At 72.9% G+C, this 14377-nt stretch carries 10 protein-coding genes; 7 read left to right on the top strand and 3 right to left on the bottom strand.

Annotated elements, in window-relative coordinates:
- Positions 1 to 48 precede the first annotated feature (48 nt).
- Together OHT61_RS25630 and OHT61_RS25625 are read left to right on the top strand one after the other, a co-directional pair.
- The gene (locus OHT61_RS25630; RefSeq protein WP_329041447.1) at positions 49 to 1029 is read left to right on the top strand and encodes a DUF4349 domain-containing protein; all 981 of its coding nucleotides are present in this window, start codon (positions 49 to 51) and stop codon (positions 1027 to 1029) included.
- Positions 1030 to 1080: 51 nt separating this feature from the next.
- A complete protein-coding gene (locus OHT61_RS25625; protein ID WP_329041446.1) occupies positions 1081 to 2469 on the top strand; it encodes an FAD-dependent oxidoreductase in 1389 nt (462 codons plus the stop codon).
- 11 nt (positions 2470 to 2480) lie between these two features.
- On the opposite strand, the gene hemE is transcribed toward OHT61_RS25625, so the two are convergent.
- Entirely contained in the window at positions 2481 to 3590 is a 1110-nt protein-coding gene (gene hemE, locus OHT61_RS25620; protein WP_443049531.1) for a uroporphyrinogen decarboxylase, read from the bottom strand.
- A gap of 92 nt (positions 3591 to 3682) precedes the next feature.
- On the opposite strand from hemE, the gene OHT61_RS25615 reads away from it, so the two are divergent.
- The 5 genes from OHT61_RS25615 to OHT61_RS25595 all read left to right on the top strand — a co-directional run bounded on the left by OHT61_RS25615 (position 3683) and on the right by OHT61_RS25595 (position 10239).
- Complete coding sequence (locus OHT61_RS25615; protein WP_329041445.1) at positions 3683 to 4342, top strand: DUF3000 domain-containing protein; 660 nt, start codon at positions 3683 to 3685, stop codon at positions 4340 to 4342.
- Between the two features lie 219 nt (positions 4343 to 4561).
- Positions 4562 to 5224 (top strand): helix-turn-helix transcriptional regulator, encoded by a 663-nt coding sequence (locus OHT61_RS25610; RefSeq protein ID WP_033300087.1) that lies wholly within the window; start codon positions 4562 to 4564, stop codon positions 5222 to 5224.
- 117 nt (positions 5225 to 5341) lie between these two features.
- Entirely contained in the window at positions 5342 to 6619 is a 1278-nt protein-coding gene (locus tag OHT61_RS25605) for a ribonuclease D (protein ID WP_329041444.1), read from the top strand.
- 264 nt (positions 6620 to 6883) lie between these two features.
- A complete protein-coding gene (locus tag OHT61_RS25600) occupies positions 6884 to 8113 on the top strand; it encodes a thiolase family protein (protein WP_329041443.1) in 1230 nt (409 codons plus the stop codon).
- The gene (locus OHT61_RS25595; protein WP_329041442.1) at positions 8110 to 10239 is read left to right on the top strand and encodes a 3-hydroxyacyl-CoA dehydrogenase NAD-binding domain-containing protein; all 2130 of its coding nucleotides are present in this window, start codon (positions 8110 to 8112) and stop codon (positions 10237 to 10239) included. Before OHT61_RS25600 ends, OHT61_RS25595 begins: the two co-directional genes overlap by 4 nt.
- 89 nt (positions 10240 to 10328) lie before the next feature.
- On the opposite strand, the gene OHT61_RS25590 is transcribed toward OHT61_RS25595, so the two are convergent.
- Both OHT61_RS25590 and OHT61_RS25585 read right to left on the bottom strand, forming a co-directional pair.
- Positions 10329 to 12329 carry a glycosyltransferase gene (locus tag OHT61_RS25590; protein ID WP_329041439.1) on the bottom strand — a complete coding sequence of 667 codons (2001 nt, stop codon included), beginning with the start codon at positions 12327 to 12329 and terminating at the stop codon, positions 10329 to 10331.
- 41 nt (positions 12330 to 12370) lie between these two features.
- Positions 12371 to 14374: a glycosyltransferase gene (locus OHT61_RS25585; protein WP_329041438.1), complete on the bottom strand. Its 2004-nt coding sequence runs from the start codon at positions 14372 to 14374 to the stop codon at positions 12371 to 12373.
- Positions 14375 to 14377: the final 3 nt, after the last annotated feature.

Raw genomic sequence — 14377 nt, 5'->3', positions numbered from 1 at the left:
CGTCACGTCGAACCGGCACCAACTGCAACGGCCCTGGGGGGACACGTCATGCACATCGACCGTCACACGGACAGTCATCCACCCGTCAGCACCATCCGCGCCGCGCGGCGCCGCCCGCACGCGCTGGCCGCCGCCGGACTGCTCGCCGTCGTCCTGGCCACCGCCGGGTGTTCCTCGTCCGGCGGCGGGGAGTCGCTGAAGGCCGCGTCCGACCAGGGGGCGGCCGCACCACGGGCGGAGGGCGCCGGCGCGGACGCCGGGGGGAAGCCCGCCGCCGGCACACCCTCCGCGCCGAAGCCGGGACGCGCGGTGGCCCAGCACGTCATCCGCACGGCCACGCTCTCCATCGAGGTGAAGAGCGTACCGAAGGCGGTCGCGGCGGCCCGGGCCGTGGCAGAGGGGGCCGGTGGCCTCGTCGCGGAGGAGACCACGGAACGGATCGACGACATGTACGACACCTCGCACCTGGTCCTGCGGGTGCCGCAGGACCGGTACGACGAGGTGCTGAGCCGGCTGGCGGGCTCCGGGAAGCTGCGGTCACGCACGTCGAACGCGAAGGACGTCACCGGTCAGGTCGTCGACGTCGACAGCAGGATCGCCACGCAGCGGGCGAGCGTCGCGCGGGTCCGCGATCTGATGGACAAGGCGGAGAAGCTCACGGACGTCGTGGCGCTGGAGGGCGAACTGAGCAGCCGCCAGGCCGACCTCGAGTCGCTCCTCGCCCAGCAGGCGTCGCTCAAGGACCGCACGTCGCTGGCAACCGTCACGCTGGAGCTCGACGAGCCCTACGACGACGCCACGGACCCTGAGGACGAGGACACCGGGTTCCTGGACGCGCTGGCGGGCGGCTGGGACGCGTTCGTGACGATGCTGCGGTGGATCGCGGTGGCGATCGGCGCCGCGGCTCCCTTCCTCGCCGCGGCGGTGGTCCTGCTGGTGCTGTGGCGGCTCGTGCGGGGACGGCTGCCGCGGCGCCGCACGACACCTCAGGAGCCCACGACGGCCCCGCAGGACCCCTCCGCCCCGTAAGCGCCGTAGCGTGGGCCCCGGACCTGCACACGGCGGCGAAGGGACCCTGCAATGGCGGCGGAACGACTGGTGGTCGTCGGGGGCGACGCGGCGGGCATGTCCGCCGCGTCGCAGGCCCGCAGGCTCAAGGGGCCGGACGAGCTGAGCATCGTCGCCTTCGAGCGCGGGGAGTTCACCTCGTACTCGGCCTGCGGCATCCCGTACTGGGTGAGCGGTGACGTCGGCTCCCGCGACGAACTCATCGCCCGCAGCCCCGAGGAGCACCGGGACCGTTCCATCGATCTGCGTACCCGCACCGAGGTGACGGAGATCGACGTGGCGGGCCGGAGGGTCCGCGCCCGGGACCTCGCCCGGGGTGAGTCGTACTGGACGGACTACGACAAGCTCGTGATCGCGACGGGTGCCCGGCCGGTCCGCCCGGACCTGCCGGGCATCGACGCGCCGGGCGTCCACGGGGTGCAGACCCTGGGCGACGGCCAGGCGCTCCTGGACTCGCTGGACCGCGCCGGGGAGCGCCGGGCCGTCGTCGTCGGCGCCGGGTACATCGGCGTCGAGATGGCCGAGGCGATGCTCAAGCGCGGCTTCGAGGTGACGGTGCTCAACCGCGGCGCCCAGCCCATGGCCACCCTCGATCCGGACATGGGGCGGCTCGTCCACGAGGCCATGGACGGTCTGGGCATCACCACGGTCGACAACGCCTCGGTCACCGGGGTCCTGACCGGCGAGGACGGCCGGGTGACCGCGGTGACCACGGACGCGGCGACGTATCCGGCGGACGTCGTCGTGCTCGGCATCGGCGTGGAGCCGGAGACCACTCTGGCGGCTGCGGCCGGTCTGCCGCTGGGCCCGCACGGCGGACTTCTGACGGACCTCTCGATGCGGGTCGTGGGGCACGACGACATCTGGGCGGGCGGGGACTGCGTCGAGGTGCTCGACCTCGTCGCGCACCGCACCCGCCACATCGCGCTCGGCACCCACGCCAACAAGCACGGCCAGATCATCGGCGCCAACGTGGGCGGCGGCTACGGCACCTTCCCCGGTGTCGTCGGTACGGCGGTGAGCAAGGTCTGCGACCTGGAGATCGCGAGGACCGGGCTGCGTGAGAAGGACGCGCGCGCCGTCGGCCTGCGCTACGTCACGGCGACGATCGAGTCGACGGGCCGCGCGGGCTACTACCCCGGAGCGCAGCCCATGACGGTGAAGATGATCGCCGAGTACCGCACGGGAAGGCTGCTGGGCGTGCAGATCGTGGGCCGTGAGGGGTCGGCGAAGCGGGTGGACGTCGCCGCGGTCGCCCTGACCGCGGGCATGACCGTGGAGGGCATGACCGCGCTCGACCTCGGCTACGCCCCGCCGTTCTCACCGGTCTGGGACCCGGTCCTGGTGGCCGCCCGCAAGACCGTCGCGGCGGTGCGGGCGGCCCTGCGGGACGAGGGCTGAGGGGCCGGGTCTCAGCGCGCCGTCCGCTCGTGGACGTACTCCACGAGCCGGGTCAGCGCGTCGGGGTCGGTCGTCGGCATGACGCCGTGGCCGAGGTTGAAGATGTGGCCCTCCAGACCCGCGGCGGCGGCGAGCACGTCGCGGGTCTTCGCCTCCACCGCCTCGGTCGGGGCGAACAGCACGGCGGGGTCGAGGTTGCCCTGGAGCGCCTTGCCGGGGCCGACCCGGCGGGCGCCCTCGTCCATCGGGACGCGCCAGTCGACGCCCACGACGTCCGCACCGGCCTCGCCCATCAGGCCGAGCAGTTCGCCGGTGCCCACACCGAAGTGGATGCGCGGGACACCGTACGACGCGACGGCGTCGAAGACCTTCGCCGAGGCCGGCATGACCGAGCCGCGGTAGTCGGCCGGAGCGAGGGCGCCGACCCAGGAGTCGAAGAGCTGGACCGCGGAGGCGCCGGCCTCGATCTGCACCTTCAGGAACGCGCCGGTGATCTCCGCGAGGCGGTCGAGCAGCTCCGCCCAGAGCTCGGGCTCGCCGTACATCATCGCCTTGGTGCGCTCGTGGTTGCGGGACGGGCCGCCCTCCACGAGGTAGCTGGCCAGCGTGAACGGCGCACCGGCGAAGCCGATGAGCGGCGTCGCGCCGAGTTCGGCGGTGAGCATGCCGATGGCCTCGGTGACGTACGGGACGTCCTCGGGGGTGAGGTCGCGCAGCCGGGCCAGGTCGGCGCGGGTGCGGATCGGCTCGGCGATCACCGGGCCGACGCCGGGCTTGATGTCGAGGTCGATGCCGATGGCCTTGAGCGGCACGACGATGTCGCTGAAGTAGATCGCGGCGTCGACCTTGTGGCGGCGCACGGGCTGGAGGGTGATCTCGGTGACGAGCTCCGGCATCATGCAGGAGTCGAGCATCGCGATGCCCTCGCGGACCTTCAGGTACTCGGGCAGCGACCGCCCCGCCTGACGCATGAACCAGACCGGCGTGTGGGGCACCGGCTCGCGACGGCACGCCTTGAGGAACGCCGAGTCGTGGGTGGCGGGGGTCGTCTGCAGGCCCGCGGACGGGCCCTCCCCTGATCGGACGGAGCTGAGCTCTGAGGGAAGGTCGTTGACACTCACACACAGAATCTTCGCACGGAGCGGCAAGGAGCCGGACGCCGCATGGGTGTCCCTCCCTGCACGGGGCTCCGGTTCCGCCTACTCTTCCCCGCATGGCTCCGGCTCAGGGACAATTCTCCGATCATTCCGATGGCACCGGCGGCGAGGGGGGTGCGGAGGGCGAATCAGTCCCGGTCGCGTTCCGGTCCGCGGTCGACGCTCTGCGTTCGGCCCGCCTGCGCCCCGAGCTCGAGGTGGAGCCCACGCGGCCGCCGAAGCGGCTCGCCCCTCACGCGTACGCCCTGGAGGCCGCGGTCGTGGAAGGCGAGGAGGATCTCGCCGACGGCCGCCTCGTCCTGCTGCACGATCCGGCCGGACACGACGCCTGGCAGGGCACGTTCCGGTTGGTGACGCTGGTGCGCGCGGAGCTGGAGCCGGAGATGGCCGCGGATCCGCTGCTGCCCGAGGTGTGCTGGACCTGGCTGACCGGTGCCCTGGACGCCCGTGGGCTGTCGTACGGCGAGGCCGGCGGGACGGTGACCCGCGCCGGGTCGCACTACTTCGGGGCCCTGTCCGCGCGGCGCCCGGCGACGCAGATCGAGATCCGCGCCTCGTGGACGCCGCGCGAGACGCGCGGCGGGGTGCCGGACATGGCGGCCCACCTGGTGGCGTGGGGCGATCTGCTCTGCCAGCTCGCGGGCCTGCCGCCGTCGGGCACGGCCGACGCGGCGGTGGTCACCCTCCCCCAGCGCCGGGGGCCCCAGGTTTCCTGACGCTGCGTCACTTTTCCAGAGAGCCGGTCGCACAGGGACCGGCTCTCTTTTCGTACAATCGATCGCGCGTCCTATTTGCCCGAATTGTTACGCATGAAATCGTGATCTTCCCCTAAAGGAGGACGCGCCTGCTGCCGAAGAGGTCAATGACCCTTCAAGCACGGTTCGCCCCGGCTTCATCCCCGAGCCGGCCCGTCCCGCCACTCCCCAGGAGGCCTGGTGTCCGTTCTCCTCGAGCAGCCCGCAAGCCTGGTCGCCTACCGCCCGAACAAGCCGACGGCCATGGTCGTCGTGGCCGACCCGCGCGTCCGTTCCACCGTCACCCGCCATCTGTGGGCCCTCGGAGTTCGTGACGTCATCGAGGCGTCGTCCATCGCGGAGGCCCGCCCCCGCGTCGGCAACCCGCGCGATATCTGCGTTGCCGACGTCCACCTGCCCGACGGTTCCGGGCTGACCCTGCTGTCCGAGACCCGAGCCGCCGGCTGGCCGAACGGCCTCGCCCTCTCCGCCGCCGACGACATCGGCGCGGTACGCAACGCCCTCGCGGGCGGCGTGAAGGGCTACGTCGTCACCGGCACCCGTACCAACATCGGCCACCCCACCCGTCCCGGTGTCGCCCCGATCGGCGCGAACGCCGCCCGGATGCACCGCAGGCCTCCCGGTTCCCCGAGCCACCCGGGCGGCTACCGCGAACTGTCCGGCCGCGAGGTGGAGGTGCTCCGCCTGGTCGCCGAGGGCCAGTCCAACAAGGCCATCGGCGTCTCGATGGGCCTCTCCGCCCTCACGGTCAAGAGCCACCTCGCCCGCATCGCCCGCAAGCTCGGCACCGGAGACCGCGCCGGAATGGTCGCCGTGGCCCTGCGGACGGGCATCATCCACTGACCCCCTCGTCCCGCCGGTACCTGCGCCGATGCACATCCGGCCGGTTTACGCGCATGGTCGCCCGTCGACGGAACGTTCCGTCGACGGGCGACGCGCATACACAGATACCCTTGGCATGTGACCGACGCCCAAGAGACCGCAGCAGACACCTCACTGCGAACCACCGGGGGCGCCCCCCCGGACGACGTCGCCCCGGCGCCGATCCCCTTGCTCGAACCGCGCGAGGGCATTCCCCCGGTGGTGGCGACCGACGACGCGCTGGCGCGGGTCGTCGCGGACTTCGCCGCGGGCACGGGTCCCGTCGCCGTCGACGCGGAGCGCGCCTCCGGCTACCGCTACGGCCAGCGCGCCTACCTCGTGCAGCTGCGCCGTGAGGGCGCCGGGAGCGCGCTGATCGACCCGGTCGGCTGCCCGGACCTGTCCACTCTCGGCGAGGCCCTGACCGGGACCGAGTGGATCCTGCACGCCGCCACGCAGGACCTGCCCTGCCTGCGCGACATAGGCATGACCCCGACCTCGCTCTTCGACACCGAGCTCGCGGGACGGCTGGCGGGATTCCCGCGCGTCGGACTGGGCGCGATAGTGGAGAACGTTCTCGGCTACGCCCTGGAGAAGGGGCACTCGGCCGTCGACTGGTCCACCCGCCCGCTGCCGGAGCCCTGGCTGCGTTACGCCGCGCTCGACGTCGAACTCCTGGTCGACCTGCGCGACGCGCTGGAGAAGGAGCTGGACCGGCAGGGCAAGCTCGGCTGGGCCCTGGAGGAGTTCGCGGCCATCGCGTCGGCGCCGCCCGCGCCCCCGCGCAAGGACCCGTGGCGCCGGACGTCCGGCATGCACAAGGTGCGCCGCCGCCGGCAGATCGCGGTCGTACGCGAGCTGTGGACCGCCCGTGACCAGGTGGCGCAGCGCCGGGACATCTCGCCCGGCAAGGTGCTCGGGGACGCCGCGATCATCGAGGCGGCCCTCGCGCTCCCGGCGAATGTCCAGGCGCTCACCGCGCTGCCCGGCTTCGGGCACCGCATGGGCCGGCGCCAGCTGGAGCAGTGGCAGGCGGCGGTCGACCGGGCCAAGGCGCTGCCCGAGACCGAGCTGCCCCAGCCGGGCCAGCACCCTGCCGGGCCGCCGCCGCCCCGCTCGTGGGCGGACAAGGACCCGGCCGCCGCCGCCCGCCTGTCGGCGGCCCGTGCCGCGGTGTCGGAGCTCGCGGAGCGGCTCCACATGCCGCAGGAGAACCTGATCACCCCCGACACGGTGCGCCGTGTCTGCTGGGAGCCGCCGAAGGCCCTGACGCCGGACGCCGTCGAGGCCGCGCTCGCCGGGCACGGCGCACGCCGCTGGCAGATCGAGCAGGTCGGCCCCCTGCTGCTGCGGGCCCTCGACACGGACGCCGCCTGACATCCGCGGACGCCCCCCTGCCGGTCCGGCAGGGGGGCGTCCGCGTGTCGGGGCCGTACCGGGGTACGTCTCATCGACGAGGATCGAATTCACGCCAGTTACCCGGCCTCGCCGGGCCGCCGGCGAGGCTCCCGCCCGTGTGACGTTCGCCGCTCCGGCGGTGGGGGGTGGGCAGTCTGGTTACCCGCAAGTAGCATGAGGGGCGTGGCGTGCCGATGCGTGCGCCCGCAGCAGTGCCATCCCGCACCCTGGAGGAGAGCCATCGTGCCTCGTACCATCCGGGACGTCGTCTTCGTCGACGGCGTCCGCACCCCGTTCGGCAAAGCGGGCCCGAAGGGCATCTACCACGAGACCCGCGCCGACGATCTCGTCGTGAAGGCCATCCGGGAGCTGCTGCGCCGCAACCCGGACCTGGACCCCGCGAAGATCGACGAGGTCGCCATCGCCGCGACCACGCAGATCGGCGACCAGGGCCTCACCCTCGGGCGCACCGCCGGCATCCTCGCGGGCCTGCCGCAGTCGGTGCCCGGCTACTCCATCGACCGCATGTGCGCGGGCGCCCTGACCGCCGTCACCTCGACGGCCGGTTCCATCGCCTTCGGCGCGTACGACGTCGTCATCGCGGGCGGTGTCGAGCACATGGGGCGCCACCCCATGGGCGAGAGCGTGGACCCGAACCCGCGCCTCGTGTCGGAGAAGCTGGTCGACGAGTCCGCCCTCTTCATGGGCATGACCGCGGAGAACCTGCACGACAGGTACCCCTCGATCACCAAGCAGCGCGCCGACGAGTACGCGGTCCGCTCGCAGGAGAAGGCCGCCAAGGCGTACGCCAACGGCAAGATCCAGCAGGATCTGGTGCCGGTCTCCGTGCGCCGCACCGACCCGGCCGTCGGGGAGACGGGCTGGGGCCTGGTCACCGCCGACGAGCCGATGCGCCCGGGCACCACCCTGGAGTCGCTGGCCGGTCTGAAGACCCCGTTCCGCGCCCACGGCCGCGTGACGGCCGGTAACGCCGCGGGCCTCAACGACGGCGCCACCGCCTCGCTGCTCGCGTCCGAGGAGACCGCCCGCGAGCTGGGCCTCCCGGTGAGGATGCGCCTCGTGTCGTACGCCTTCGCGGGTGTCGAGCCCGAGGTCATGGGCTACGGCCCGATCCCGGCGACGGAGAAGGCCCTGGCCAAGGCCGGCCTCTCCATCGAGGACATCGGTCTCTTCGAGATCAACGAGGCCTTCGCCGTGCAGGTGCTGGCCTTCCTGGAGCACTACGGCATCGCCGACGACGACCAGCGCGTCAACCAGTACGGCGGCGCCATCGCCTACGGCCACCCGCTCGCCTCCTCCGGCGTCCGCCTGATGACTCAGCTGGCCCGCCAGTTCGAGGAGCAGCCGGAGGTCCGCTACGGCCTGACGACCATGTGCGTCGGCTTCGGCATGGGCGCGACGGTCGTCTGGGAGAACCCGAACTTCGAGAACGCAGCCGGAGGCAGCAAGTGAGCTCCACCACCGAGCTTCTGAAGGGTGCGGCCGAGCTGTTCCCCGGTGAGGTCGTCACGCAGGCGCACGTACGCCACCTCGACCTGCCCGGCGGCGCGGGCCGTTTCGCCCTCGTCACGCTGGACAACGGCTTCGACCACACCAAGCCGACCACCATCGGCCCGCAGTCGCTGGCCAACCTGGACGCCGCCCTCGACCAGGTCGAGAAGGAGGCGGCCGAGGGTTCGATCGTCGGCGTCGGTGTGACCGGCAAGCCGTTCATCTTCGCGGTCGGCGCGGACCTCAAGGGCGTCGAGCTCCTGAAGGACCACAAGGACGCGCTGGCCATCGGCAAGGGCGGCCACGACGTCTTCCGCCGCCTCTCCGGCCTCGCGGTCCCGACGTTCGCGTACTACAACGGCGCGGCGATGGGCGGTGGCGTCGAGATCGGCCTGCACTGCTCCTACCGCACCGTCTCCACCGCGATCCCGGCGTTCTCCCTGCCCGAGGTCTTCCTCGGCCTGGTCCCCGGCTGGGGCGGCTGCGCGCTGCTCCCCAACCTGATCGGCGCCGACCGCGCCGTGTCGGTGATCATCGAGAACTCGCTCAACCAGAACCGCCAGCTCAAGGGCAAGCAGGTCTTCGAGCTCGGGATCGCGGACGCGATCTTCGAGGGCGCGGACTTCCTGGAGCAGTCGCTGATCTGGACCGCGGCCGTCCTCAAGGGCGAGATCGCGATCGAGCGCCCCGAGCCCGACCGCGGTGACGCCTGGGACCAGGCCGTCGCCCGCGGTAAGGCGATCGCCGACTCCAAGGTGCACGGCGCGGCCCCGGCCGCCTACCGGGCGCTGGACATCATCTCCGCGGCCAGGAGCGGTGACCTGGGCGCCGGCTTCGACGCCGAGGACCAGGCCCTCGCGGACCTGATCATGGGCGGCGAGCTGCGCTCCGGGATCTACTCGTTCAACCTGGTCCAGAAGCGCGCCAAGCGCCCGGCCGGTGCTCCGGACAAGGCCCTGGCACGTCCGGTCACCAAGGTCGGCGTGGTGGGCGCGGGCCTGATGGCCAGCCAGCTCGCGCTGCTCTTCCTGCGTCGCCTGGAGGTGCCGGTCGTCCTCACGGACATCGACCAGGAGCGCGTCGACAAGGGTGTGGGCTACGTCCACGCCGAGATCGAGAAGCTGCTCGGCAAGGGCCGCGTCAACCAGGACAAGGCCAACCGCCTGAAGGCGCTGGTGTCCGGTGTGCTGGACAAGGCGGAGGGCTTCCACGACGCCGACTTCATCATCGAGGCCGTCTTCGAGGAGATCGGCGTCAAGCAGAAGGTGTTCGCCGAGGTCGAGGCGGTCGCTCCGGCGCACGCGATCCTCGCCACGAACACCTCGTCCCTCTCGGTCACCGAGATGGCGTCGAAGCTGAAGAACCCCGAGCGGGTCGTCGGCTTCCACTTCTTCAACCCGGTGGCGATCCTCCCCCTCCTGGAGATCGTCCGCGGCGAGCGGACCGACGAGGCCTCGCTGGCCACGGCCTTCGGCGTCGCCCGCAAGCTGAAGAAGACCGCGGTGCTGGTGAAGGACGCCCCGGCGTTCGTCGTCAACCGCATCCTCACCCGCTTCATGGGCGAGATCCAGAACATCATCGACGAGGGCACCCCGGTCGCGACGGCGGAGAAGGCCATCGAGCCCCTCGGCCTGCCGATGTCCCCGCTGGTGCTGCTGGAGCTGGTCGGTCCGGCGATCGGCCTGCACGTCTCCGAGACCCTGAACCGCGCGTTCCCGGACCGCTTCACGGTCTCGGAGAACCTCGCGGCGGTCGTGAAGGCGGGCAAGCGCGGCTTCTACGTCTACGACTCCGGCGCGCCGGTCCTCGACCCCGAGGTGGCCGCCCTCCTCCAGCAGGGCGACACCGTCCTGACCGAGGAGCAGGTACGCGACCGCGTCCTGGACGCGGTCGCGCAGGAGATCGGCCTGATGCTCGCCGAGGGCGTCGTCGCCGAGCCCCAGGACATCGACCTCTGCCTGATCACCGGCGCGGGCTGGCCCTTCCACCTGGGCGGCATCACGCCGTACCTGGACCGTGAGGGCGTCTCGGAGCGCGTCAACGGGAAGCGGTTCCTGGAGCCGGGCGTGGCGAGCGTTCCGGCGTAGCACCGGCAGGAAGCACACGTCGAGGGCCGTACGGGATCACCCCCGTACGGCCCTCGTCGCTTCTCTCCCCCGCGGCGGGACGAGGTGTGTCAGCCCTTGTCGGGGCTGACGGTGAAGGACAGTTCGTTGCCGGGCGTGAAGAAGACCCGTCCGCGTGCCGGGCCCTGCGTCGGGTGGTGCCAGCGCTGTGTGGGATACACGTCGATCCGCTTGCGTTCCAGGATGTCGTCGAAGAAGCGCGCCAGCCGGATACGTGGCCGGCCGGGCTCTCCCTCCAGCCACAGGTCCCAGTCGTCGTGTGCGCCGGACGAGGCGGCGACCACTCCGGTGAAGGGCAGGTGCGCCTCGAAGGTGCCGCCGGGGCCCGTGGAGACCTGGCCCGCCACCGTGGACGCGCTGCCGCCTCTGCGGGGTACGGCGGCCAGGCGCAGCCCGTCGAGGCCGGCGCCCGGCGGGGCGATCAGACTGCCGCGCACCAGCCAGCCGTCCTGCCCCACCAGCACCGAGTGCACCTCGGCGTGCTGCACGCGGTGCCGTACGAAGACCGACAGGTGGCCGTCCGCGGTGCGATAGGGCAGCGGCCAGTAGGCGGGGCCCTCCGCCGGGACGCGGCGGACCAGCAGACCACCGGTGTGGACGCTCTCCACGGTGATCGGCCGGCGCCCGCCGTCCGGCAGTTCCAGGTCCAGGTCGTAGCGGCCCTCGGCGAGGACCGGGGGTTCGGCGGGGACCGCGTACACCGCTCGCACCGCGCCCGCCGCCTCGTCGGCCGTCGTGCCGAGGGCGGCCAGCCTGGCCAGCGGCTCATCGCCCTTCCGGGGCGTGACGCACAGCACGGGGGGCTCCGTGCCGGGCTGCAGGAGGGCCCTGACCTCGATGGATCCGTCGCCGAGCACCAGCACGTCCGCCGGGACACCGGACAGGACGGCGGGCGTGGCCCCGGGGGCGGCCTCCCTCGGTACCGAGGCCGCCACCTCCCGCAGGAACGCGTCGTAGCGGAAGGCGATGCGCTCCGCGCTGTAGAGCGGGGCCGAGGCGTAGGCGCCCTGGGACAGTTTCTCCCGCTCGGCCGGATGCTCGATGAGGTAGCGCATCGCCTGGGCCATGGCCTCCTCGTCACCGACCGGGACCAGGATGCCGTTGCTGCCCGGGACGACGATCTCACCGGGTCCGAAGGGGGCGTCGGCGGCCAGCACCGGAAGCCCGTGGTGCATGGCCTCGACCATGGTCAGGCCGAAGGACTCGCGGCGGGCCGCGCTCACCGCGAACGCGGCCTTGTCCCACTCCGCCGTGAGGTCGGGCAGCGCCCCCATGAAACGCACCGCGTCGCTGAGGCCGTGCGCGTGGACGAGGTCCTGCAGCCGTGCGTGCTCGGGTCCGCGGCCGAAGACGCGCAGCCGCCACTGCGGGTGGTGGGGCGCGACCAGGGCGAACGCGTTGATCAGCGTGTCGAAGCCCTTGCGCGGCACGAGCTGTCCCGCGGCGGCGATCAGCGGCAGGCCGTGGACGGGCGCGTGGCGGGCCGGCGGCGGCACGATGTTGCCTATGGCTGCGAGCGCGGGTGCCCGGTCGCCGAGCTGCCGCCCGTAGTTGCCGGCGTCGGCCCGGGTGAGGCAGACGACGCCGTCCATCTCGCGGTACAGCTCCAGAGTGCGCTCGCGAAGTTCCTGCGAGGGGACCATCGAACCCTCGTGGTCGATGACCACGCGCCCGTAGCCGTGCCGTCCGTGCGCGATGAGATAGGCGGCGAACGCCGGCCGGGCGACGATCACGACATCGGCGGCGCAGCGGTCGAGGTGGGCGAGGATCAGGTCGTCGACCTCCTGGGTGTACTGGTCCGCCCAGCCGTCCTCCCGCGGCATGATCCGTGACGGTCTGCCGCCCTTGGCCCCCGTCGCTCCCCCGCGCCGGTCGGCCAGGTACCGCACGGTGACGTCGGCGGACGGCGCGAAGGACGGCAGGTCCGCCGTCCGGAAGACGGAGACGATCTCCACCTCGTGGTGCACCGCCAGCGCGGACGCGAGGCTGCTGGACGCCCGCGGCACCCCGCCGAAGTTGTCGATGCTGTGGAGCAGGAAGGAGATCCGCACGATGGTCCTCGGGGGTTATCGGGGTCCGGAAGGGGAGGCTGTCAGTGGTGCTCGGTCACCACGAGCGAGAGTTCGTTGTCCGCGGTGAAGTAGGGCCGCAGGCCGACCACGGCACGGTCGACGTCCGGTCCGAACAGGTCCGCGGGTTCCTCCCGCACCAGCTCGGGGAAGCGCTGCACATCGCGCCGGACCACCTGGTCGTCGGCGATGCGCGCCACCCGGACCGGTTCGCTGCTGCCGTCGGTGAGCAGCACGTCCCAGTTCTCCCGCGTGAGCAGCCGGGCTCGCATGGCCTCGTCCATGTGCAGCTCCGCTCCGAACCAGCCGTCCTCGAACCGCGCCCGGCCGGCTGCCAGGGTGCGCGAGGGTTCCTGGCGGCGGCGCAGCAGCAGGGCCGGCTCGCCGCCGCCCTGCCACCGCCCGTGGAGCCAGCCGGTCAGCCAGAGGCCGGTGTCGCCGTAGTCGACGGTGACCAGTTCGGCGTGGCTCGGCCGGGACCAGACACGCAGGCGCAGGTAGCCGCCCTCGGTCGCGTACGGCAGCGCCCAGTGGAAGTGGTCCAGGTCGCCGAGGTGTCCGACGTCGCGTGCGCCGCCCAGTGTGCACCGCCCGTAGCGCAGGCGGCTCTCCTTGCCCTTGGTGTCCACGGCGTAGAGGTCGGCGCGGCCCTCGCCCAGCACGGCGAGGGCGCGGGCGTCGACGCGGGCCCGGGAGCCGTCGCTCCCGACGGCGACGTCGACCACTGCGGTCCGGCCCTTCCCCTGCTCCTTGACGCGTACGGCGCGGACCCCGGAGACGCCGTGCACGGTCACCTCCCAGGCTCCGTTCGGCAGCACGCGGCAGTCGGCGGTCGCGCGGGGGCGCGTCTCGGCGGGTGCGGCCCCGGAGGTACGCCGCCGCTGGCCCCACCGGCCGCGTGCCCCGGCCCCGACCGCGGCGAACAGGTCCTCGTAGGCGTCGCCGACCTGCTCCGTCCCCGCGGTCCGCGCGGTGGCCAGGGCCTGCGCGCGGTGCGCGGTGCGCAGGCCCTCGTCCGCCATGTAGCGCTTCAGGGCGTGGGCTGTCGCGTCCACGTCGCCGGCAGGGACCAGCAGCCCGCCGTGGCCCCCGGCCAGCACCTCGGGAGCTCCGCACGGCACGTCCGTGGCTACCACGGGCGTGGCCTGGGCGAGCGCCTCCCACACGGGGCGCGCGCTGTCCAGGCGCTCCGAGGTCACCAGGGCGATGTCGGCGTCGTAGAAGTCCTCCTCGCCGGCCTCCCGGTCGAACAGCAGCACGTCGTCGTGGAGCCCGAGCGCGGTCACGAGTTCACGTGCCTCACGGCGCAGCGGGCCGGTGCCGAACACCCGTAGCTGCCAGCCCGGCTGGGCCGCCTGGCTCCGGGCGAAGGCGTGCAGCGCCAGGTCGACGCGCCGGTGGGAGACCAGCCGTCCCGCGCTGATCACGACCCCCGTCATCGGCTTGTCCGGGCTCTCGGCGAGCAGGACCGGTTCGGCGATGTGGCGCACCTCGACGCCGGCGGCGGCGAGGGTCCGGTACTCGGGAGCGGCGGCGTCGGTCCGGGTGAGCGGGACGACCGCGTCCAGTTCGGCGTAGAGCTCCGCCCAGCGGTCGCGCACCGACTCCGGCAGCCGCTCGACGGGCGCCGGCTGGCGGGCGACGCGCCGGGCGTGGGGCACCCGGCACTGGGCGAGGACCGCGCCGAGCGCGGAACTCAGGGCGATGACGATGTCGGCGCCGCTCGCGGCCAGGTGCTTCTGGAGCCGCGCGTCGTCGGCGCGGTTGTAGCGCCGGAATTCGGGGTCGCCCGCGATGACGAGCTGCGAGGTGTTCTCGTCGTCGCGGTCGCCGGCCGCGACCGAGGGTGCCAGAGCCACGACCCCGACGCTTCCGGGCAGTTGCAGCGCCGGGTGCGCGGCGGCGGCGCCCCGCGCGGTGACGACGGCGACCCGGTGCCGGGCGGCGAGCGTCTGGGCGAGACGGGCGGCCGCGCGTGCGCCGATGGAATCGGTGGCCAGGGTGTGGACCAGGATCTCGATGTTCATGGC

The organism is Streptomyces sp. NBC_00178 (genome assembly GCF_036206005.1).
Classification (GTDB): Bacteria; Actinomycetota; Actinomycetes; order Streptomycetales; family Streptomycetaceae; genus Streptomyces.
The sequence above is the reverse complement of the archived record's forward strand: the minus strand, read 5'-3'. Positions and strand labels throughout refer to the sequence as shown.

Bases quoted from the DNA above. Each gene is read 5' to 3' on its own strand.
- OHT61_RS25630 (WP_329041447.1), top strand. From the start codon at position 49: ATGCACATCGACCGTCACACGGACAGTCATCCACCCGTCAGCACCATC.
- OHT61_RS25615 (WP_329041445.1), top strand. From the start codon at position 3,683: ATGGCTCCGGCTCAGGGACAATTCTCCGATCATTCCGATGGCACCGGC.
- OHT61_RS25585 (WP_329041438.1), bottom strand. From the start codon at position 14,374: ATGAACATCGAGATCCTGGTCCACACCCTGGCCACCGATTCCATCGGC.
- OHT61_RS25625 (WP_329041446.1), top strand. From the start codon at position 1,081: ATGGCGGCGGAACGACTGGTGGTCGTCGGGGGCGACGCGGCGGGCATG.